This window comes from Deinococcus sp. (assembly GCF_018260405.1).
GTDB lineage: Bacteria > Deinococcota > Deinococci > Deinococcales > Deinococcaceae > Deinococcus.
Genome location: NZ_JAGLBG010000021.1, coordinates 24,325 through 32,081 on the forward strand (window position 1 = coordinate 24,325; position 7,757 = coordinate 32,081).

At 63.0% G+C, this 7,757-nt stretch carries 6 protein-coding genes and 1 tRNA gene; 3 read left to right on the forward strand and 4 right to left on the reverse strand.

All coding sequences use genetic code 11. The annotated features are described in order from the left end of the window. Positions 1 to 219: 219 nt before the first annotated feature. From QZ269_RS04490 to QZ269_RS04505, 4 genes are all read right to left on the reverse strand, one after another. On the reverse strand, positions 220 to 2,388 hold the full coding sequence (locus QZ269_RS04490) for a glycoside hydrolase family 20 zincin-like fold domain-containing protein (RefSeq protein WP_291424731.1): 2,169 nt from the start codon (positions 2,386 to 2,388) through the stop codon (positions 220 to 222). A 287-nt stretch (positions 2,389 to 2,675) separates the two neighbouring features. Further along, the gene (locus QZ269_RS04495) at positions 2,676 to 3,899 is read right to left on the reverse strand and encodes an ABC transporter substrate-binding protein (protein ID WP_291424733.1); all 1,224 of its coding nucleotides are present in this window, start codon (positions 3,897 to 3,899) and stop codon (positions 2,676 to 2,678) included. A 171-nt stretch (positions 3,900 to 4,070) separates the two neighbouring features. Beyond that, entirely contained in the window at positions 4,071 to 4,880 is an 810-nt protein-coding gene (locus tag QZ269_RS04500; protein ID WP_291424735.1) for a hypothetical protein, read from the reverse strand. Positions 4,881 to 4,882: 2 nt separating this feature from the next. Then, positions 4,883 to 5,659 (reverse strand): molybdenum cofactor biosynthesis protein B, encoded by a 777-nt coding sequence (locus QZ269_RS04505; RefSeq protein WP_291424737.1) that lies wholly within the window; start codon positions 5,657 to 5,659, stop codon positions 4,883 to 4,885. Positions 5,660 to 5,804: 145 nt separating this feature from the next. Here QZ269_RS04505 and QZ269_RS04510 point away from each other — a divergent pair. From QZ269_RS04510 to QZ269_RS04520, 3 genes are all read left to right on the forward strand, one after another. After that, positions 5,805 to 5,881 (forward strand) — tRNA-Met (locus QZ269_RS04510). 418 nt (positions 5,882 to 6,299) lie between these two features. Beyond that, positions 6,300 to 7,211, forward strand: coding sequence for a GTPase Era (era, locus tag QZ269_RS04515; protein WP_291424739.1), 912 nt, complete (start codon positions 6,300 to 6,302; stop codon positions 7,209 to 7,211). Positions 7,212 to 7,367: 156 nt separating this feature from the next. Further along, positions 7,368 to 7,757 (forward strand): prephenate dehydrogenase/arogenate dehydrogenase family protein (locus QZ269_RS04520; RefSeq protein ID WP_291424741.1); only part of this gene is annotated, 390 nt, incomplete at its 3' end.

A 7,757-nucleotide genomic window follows, 5' to 3' on the forward strand; every position in this document is an offset into this window, starting at 1 on the left:
CCCGGTGCGCGGCTCTGGCCGGAAGTGGAGTGCGTGGGCAACTGTGCGCGGGCGAGCGTGCGGCAAGCAACTGGCAAAGCTGCGGGCGGTGCTCCCCTTAGGCAAAGCGGCACTCATAATGGGGCCTTCCTCGCATGACTAAGGTCACGGGTGTTCCGCTCTAGACGTTATGCCCAAACCCCATGCCCAAACCTTATGAAGGCTGCTCCTAAACCACCCTCATTTCCCCCCGATCAGCGTTAGCCCAATCAATGCCGGATTCGCATTCTTCCCCTCGCTTACCAAGGTCACACTCTTAATCGCCACCCCCGGCTTTGGATTCACCCATTCCAGAATGGGCACATTCACGTCCAGCCCGTCACGCGTCTGCCCTGTCCAGCCCGGCGCGGCGACCATGCTTGAAGTGACTGTGTCGGTCCAGGCGCGGATATGACGCCCATATTCAAGAGGCTGCGTAACGTGCGTGCCGTCGGTGTAGGCCATGTCGTAATGACCGATGTTTTCGCGGTTGGTTGCGCTGGGCCAGCCGGTCGTATGCAAAAAGGCGATGGCGTCGGCCTTTCGCCCGATCTCGATGGTCGCCTGCGTCGGCAGGGCTTTGGCCGCGTCCCGGCTGCCGCGCAGCATGACCGCGCCAGACACGTTAAAGGTGTAGGCCCCAAAACGCTGCACCCCCGTTTTGAGGTTCCGCAGGTCGATGTCCGGCCCCTTAAGAATCCAGCCCTGGTTGCGGTCGTCGGTGAGGCTGCGGGTAACCAGCGGAGTCAGATCGGCGCTTACGCCGGAGGCTGACGCATACGGCAACGGCTGGTACAGGTCGCGGTAGAGCAAGTCGGCATTCCTTAGCGGCGCGGCAGCCGGATTCCAGAAAGCATTGGCCGCCCGCACATACGCCACGCCCTGCTCAGCGGCCCCGTCCCAGATGCTCGGATTGCCGAAATAGCCCGTCCAGCGCGTCTGGATCATGCCGTTGATTCCGGCTCTGGCCGCGGCCTGCGCCTGCCCCTCGGCGCTGCCTACGTCGGCCCAGCTCGCGCCCAGGGTGGGGAATCCGGCGGCCTTGATCTGGCCCAGCATCGGGAAATCGGTGCCCGGGTCGTAGTTCCAGTAGGCCACCGTAATGTCCTTGGGCAGCGCGGTGGGCACGGTGCCGGCCACCGCGTCGGCAAAAGCCGCGTCGTGCCAGATCATGGTGCTTACGTTCAGGGTCTTCAGGTAATCGTGAATCTTGACGATGTCGTCGGTAATAAGCTTTGCGTAGCCCAGCGCCTTGCCGTTCGCCTGTGCCGGAAAGCGGTCACGGTTACGCACCTCGTCGTGGCCGATGTGAATGGTTGTGGCCCCGAACGTCTCAGCGGCTTCCTTGAGCACCGGAAAGACAACCCGGCTGTACGTTTCAGGGTTCAGCGTGTCGTAGGCGTAAGGATTCTGGCTGTCAGGGTCCTGGCGCAGGTCAAGGTTCTTCCCGCCGTAAAACATCCAGGTCGCGTGACCGGGCGTTTCGATGAGCGGGATGGGTTCTAGGCCGTAGCTGCGAACCAAATTCGCCACGCGCCGCGCCTCGGCTTTGGTCGCGCCGCCGGGGTGCGCCCAGCCGCCCGCTTTGGCCGCGTCCCACTGCACATAGTCGCTCATAATGAGAACGGCGTTGTACTTTAATTCGGCGAGCAGGGGGATCAGTTTGTCGTTGACCCCTTGGCTGTACTGGTCAAGGTAAATCATGGCGACGCGCTGTTCCAGGGCCGGGGCGTCGCTGATGCGGGCAAAGCGCAGCCCGGCGGGCGTCAGCAGTTGCCGCAGTGTCTGCGCTCCCTCGTAGGCGCCGCGTGCGTCGGCCCCGACCACATAGGCCCCGGAAGCGTCCACCAGCAGCGCGTAGCCTTCCGGCCCCGAGGCACTTAGGCCAGCCGCCTTGATCCGGGCGGCCAGCGCCGGGTCAGCGACGGTGCCGATCACGATTTTGCCCGCTATGCCGCCCGCCGCCACCGGCAATTCCAGGCCCAGCCGCGTCTTCCACTCGGCTTTCAGGTCGCGCACCGCCCAGTTCAGTTCGAGTGCTGGGCTGCTCACCGATACGGCCTCCGTCTGTTTCGTTGACAATTCGCCACTGCGCTGGGTGGCTAACTCCGCGCCTGGAACCCGTTTCTCGCCTGCTTGCTCCGCTGGGCTTGAAAGATTTGCAGAACCGCTCAACCCGAGTCCGTATGAGAGGCTCAGGCCCGCGAGCGGCAATGTTCCCGCCGGATACTGCGCCGCTTTCGGCTGCGGCACTGGGGCCGAAAACGGCAACTGGGCGCGGGCCTGGGCTACAGGCACGAACTGAACCGGCGCGGCGCTGGCCGAACCAAGCATCAGGGCGGCCACGAGGGGATACGGCAGGCGTCTCATTGCCCCTTATCCTGGCCCACCCGGCTGACCAGGAGATGAGCGCTGCGGCGCAAGCACACAAAAAGACCGGAAGCCAGTGCCCCCGGCCCTGCACAAAGTAAGCTTTATACGGATTCCGATTGATTCGGTGCAGTTCTGAATCAATCCGAGCGTATGTGAGTAGGAACAGCATACGGGTTTCGCGGTATGGAGCCACAGACGGCGATTTTGCGACTGTGGCGGAATTTAGCGGAATCCGTATGACACCCACTGCCGTCTATTTTCTTGACAACCCAGCCCCGTGCGTCTTACAGGCTGGCGTTCCAGGCTTTGACGGTGTCGTCCAGCGCGGCCTTGACGGTCTTTTGCCCGGACATTGCCGACTCGATGTTGTCCTTGAAGACCTTGTTCAGTTTGCCTGCGTCTGGGTAGACCAGCACCAGATCCTTGGCTTTTTTCAACTCTCCAGAGGCAACGGCGCGGCCCTGCGCCACCGCGTCGGTCCCGCCCTGACGGAAAAACGGGTCGCTGCTGGCCCTGACGGTGGTGGGAAAGGTGGTTTTGGTGACCTTACTGAACGCCAGCTGATTGGCGTCGTTGGTCAGGAACAGGGCCAGCTTGTTGGCCGCCGCCTTGTCGCGTACGCCTTTGGGCACGGCAAAGCCCATCAGTCCGGTGTGAATGACGTTGCCTGCCACATTGATCGGGTACGGCGTGACTTTGGTCAGGTTGTAGACCGCCGGGTTGTCGTTTTGCACGCGCAGCAAAAACTGCGGCCCGGTCATCAACATGCCCAGCTTGCCCGACGAGTACAGTTCGGTCGCGCCCGTATAGCCCCGGCGCATGGTGTCTTCGGGGATATACCCCTTTTTGTACAGATCCACGTACTGCTGCACCAGCCTGATGTGTTCGGGGCTATTAAACACCGCCTGCCCCCCCTTGATGACTGGCAGCCCGGCTTCCTGAAACAGGTGCAGAAAGCTGATGCCGTCGATGTTGGGCACGAAACCGTACAGGCCGGTCTTGTCCTTGATCTGCTTGGCGGCGGCCATCAGGGTCTGGATAGTGCGCGGCGGCTTGGCCGGATCCAGGCCCGCCTTCTTGAAGATGTCGGTGTTGTAGGCCACCACTTTGGGCGACCAGTACCAGGGCAGCGCCAGCACTTTGCCGCCGTCGGTGAAGGTCGCCAGCGTGTTCGGGAAGTACAGCTTTTTCTGCGCGTCGGTCAGGGGCAGCGGTTCTAGGGCGCCCTGCTCGTTGAGCTTGACGACCATGTCGCTGCTGAGGTTCACGGCGGCGGGCGGGCGGCCCGAGGCCACCGAGGCCAGCAGCTTTTGCTCGATGGCGTTGGCAGGCACATCTACCCACTTGAGGTCTATGTTCGGGTTTTCCTTCTCGAACTCGGTCACCAGACGGTTCATCTCGTCGTTGAACAGGGGCGCGAGACTGATGGTCCAGAATTCGAGCTGGGTCTTCTGTGCGCTGGCGGTCGAAAGGCCCAGCAGCGCGGCGGTCAAGAGGACTTTTTTCATGGCGACTCCTGCAAAACAAATAGAGTGAAAAGGCTGGGCGAGCCTCTGGAAACAGATAGAAGCGAAACAGATAGCAACGCAGTGCAGGGGCAAATCTAGCGTGCCTCCGCTTATTTTTTCTGAGAATCGACACTTGTGGCCTATGGCTCGGCCCGCCCTCAGTTTAAGCGCTCAGTTTAGAACCCGGTCACGCTGCGGGGGCTGCCAGTCGGCCCGGAACAGCAGCGGCTGGTCCTGGTGATCGGCCCACACATACCAGACCCGCAGGCCACGGTCATATTCGTCCAGTGGCAAAAAGGTGCTTTCACCCATCCGCAGCGTATTGACGCGCTGCCCCGCGCTGTTTTTAAAGGGGAGCCACGCATTGACCGGGTTGATCCGCACCGGGGACCAGCCCGCCAGTTGCAGGGTGTGCTGAGACACGTTCTGAAGCTCTGCCCGGAGCTGTGCGCCGTTGTTAGTCAGGGTTAGGCTCAGATCGGGCCGCTCGGGTACGCTAACGCGGGCAAGTCTGGCCCAGTGCTGCGCCTGCTGGGGCCGCGCCGCCTCAGGCCGCCAGCCCAGACTGGACAGCAGGCCCGCCAGCCCCGCTAGAGAGGCCGCCAGCCCCGCCGCCAGCGCGACCGGTTCCGGTGTGGCCAACCACTGCAAGAGGGTCACCAGCAGCAGCGCCAGCCCCAGCACAGTCCCGAACGCCGCCCAGAGCGCCGGGGGACGCAGCGCCGCAGGCTTGTAGGCGGCGGGCCAGAACTCGGCCAGCAGCAGGGCCGCTGCACCCAGCGCAAAAAAGGTCGGCTGGGCCAGGATTCCGGCAAACAGCAGCGTGACCCACCCCGGCGCGGCCCACCACGCGACGGCGGGAACGTGCCGCTGCTCCGCTTCCCGGAATACCCGCAGCAGCCAGTAGGCTGCGGGCAGCAGCGTGGTCAAAACGAACAGTCCGGTGGCCTGCGTATGGGCAAAGGGAAGCAGCAGGTCCAAAATTAACGCCTTCCGAACGGACTATCAGGCAAAGAAGCCGCCGCATCAGTTGCAGACGCCGCGTGCCGCCCGATACCAGCCGCCGCTCCCTGATTCACATGATTGGGCGTAAGACGCGCCGCTGCCGCACTGGCCTCGTCCCCGTGCGGCGTCGCTGCGCCGTTCTCAGCCTCTGCCCCGACCAGACCAGGAGACGGCGTAAGCGGCGCGACCCCAATCTGGCCGGTCTTCGGCTGGCCGTGCCTTGCTACCTCGAAGACCAGGTGGCCCACCTCGTCCTTCAAAATGCCTTCCCACGCGGTCTGCACGGCGTTCAGGCTGCCTGGCATGGCAAAGATCAGTGCCCCGCGAGTCAGCCCCCCGGTGGCCCGCGACAGCATGGCCGCGCCGCGCACCTGGGCATACGACAGCATCCGGAACACTTCGCCGAACCCCGGCAGGGGCTTGACGAACAGCGACTCGACCACCGGAATAGTCACGTCGCGCCCGGTTAGGCCGGTGCCCCCACTGGTCAAAATGATGTCGGCTTCGCGCAGCAGCCGTGTCAGCAGGGCGCGAATCTCGATGGCGTCGTCCTGGACGATGACGTGCTCGACCAGCTCATGGCCGCTGGCCAGAACTTCCGACTTCAGGTAGTTGCCGCTACTGTCGCTTTCGGAGGTGCGCGTGTCGCTGATCGTCACGACAGCTAGCCGCACCCTCCCCGGAGCCGCCGCCTGGTGCCGAGGAGTGGATGTAGAAGGATTGAGGGGCACCTGAACGCGTGTAAAGTCGGTCATGCCCTCACGATACCTTGCTGCGCGGCTTCCAGTACGTTCCAGCGTGATAGCCCCCTACAGGTGTTGACAGAATGCCTGTCCCGAGCTACTATTTTTGAGCGCGAGAGAAGGCCACGCCGACCAGTCGCAAAAGAACATACGGTAACGCAGGGTAGAGCAGTCTGGTAGCTCGTCGGGCTCATAACCCGGAGGTCGCAGGTTCAAATCCTGTCCCTGCAACCAAAGAGAAAGTCCCCATCCAAGTGGTGGGGATTTTTGCTATGCCTCTGGCGTCTCTGCCAGAGCCGCTTGCGCTGGGCCAGCCTTCTCCAGATCGGCACGTAACACCAAAATCTGCTTTACACAGTCGGCGGGCAGCAGCCAGTCCGGGCCGACTTTTTGAAGTGCTCCGGCCTGCGCCAGGCGGTTGAGTTCGGCTTCGGCGCGTTGCTGCGCCCGTCAGGGTGTCGGCCCCCGCAATCCCCGCGTACCGCAGCAGGGCACGGTGCAGGTCGCCGGGACCATCCAACCCGACTTCATTTTCAAGCCAGCGCCATGAGACGGCAGATTCAGAGGATATGGCTCTATTCTGAACTGGATGTTCCACCAATTTTCTTTACCGCTGGCAACGGGGCACCCAGCGCGTGAGAGAATAGCCGCGATGACTGCACCTGACCAAGCACAAACGTACTCCGGCTTCGTTGCCATCGTAGGCAAGCCAAACGTCGGCAAAAGCACGCTGCTCAACAGTTTTCTGGGCACCAAGGTCGCGCCGACCAGCCACCGGCCCCAGACCACCCGCCGGGGCGTTCGCGGTATTTCGACCAGCGGTGACCGCCAGATCGTGTTTATCGACACGCCGGGTATCCACAAGCCCAAGGACGCGCTGGGCAAGTATATGAACAATGAAGTCCACAACGCTCTGGCCGATGTGGACGCCGTGGTCTGGGTCGTGGACCTGCGCCACCCGCCCACCGACGAGGACAAACTGGTGGCCCACCAGATTCGTGACCTGCCCAAGCCGCTGTTTCTGGTCGGCAACAAGACTGACGCCGCCAAGTACCCCGACGAGGCCATGCGGCTTTACGCGGCGCTGCTCGAAGGCCGTGCCCAGGAATTCAGTCAGACGATGCTCTCGGCGCAAAATAACGTGAACGCTGTGGCGACCCTGCGCGAGCAGCTGCTGGAAGTGCTGCCCGAGAACCCCTTCTTTTTCCCGCTGGGCAGCGCCAGCGACCAGAGCCGCGAGATGTGGGCTGCCGAGATTATCCGCGAGGAGGCCATGAAGAAGCTGCGCGACGAGCTGCCTTACGCGGTGGCGACCCGCGTGAACAGCTGGACCGAGCGTGAGGACGGCCTACAGCGCATCGAAGGTGAAATTGTGGTCGAGAAGAATGCCCACAAGGGCATGGTTATCGGCGCGGGCGGTAAACAGCTGCGTGAGATCGGGCAGGCGGCCCGCAAGCAGCTCGAAGTGTTCCTGAACCACAAGGTCTACCTGGGTCTGGAAGTCATTGTTATTCCCGGCTGGCGTGAAGACGAAGAAGCCCTGCGTGAACTGGGCTACGAGTAATCTGGGCTACGAAAAGATGCGGATTTCGCGGTACGGAGGCGCAGCTGGTGCCTTCCCGACTGCGGGCTGAATTGAGCGAAATCTGAGTAAACACAGCCAAACTCGGCTGCACAAGCTGCGTCAGTGGCCCAAATACCGCGTGCTAGCCTCGGCATCATGACCGCTGCTGCTTTGCCCGCCCCCCCTGTACCCCTCTTCGACACCGCTGTGGTGGCCGGAGTGGGGCTGATTGGGGGCAGCCTGGCGCTGGGGTTGCGGCAGCGCTCCTTAGCCCGGCGCGTCATCGGCTACGACGCAAGCATCGAGGTTTTGCGGGAGGCCGAGGCGCTGGGGGTGGTAGACGAAATCCGCACTTCTCCCGGCGAATGGCTGCGTGGGGCCGATCTGGTAGTGCTGGCCGCCCCGATGCGGGCGCAGGCACCATTGGCGCGTGAGCTGGCCCCCTTTCTGAATCCGGCAGCGCTGGTGACCGACGTGGGCAGCGTCAAATCCGGCATCGCGCAGGTGGCCGAGGAACTGGGCATCAGGAATTTCGTGGCGGGCCAT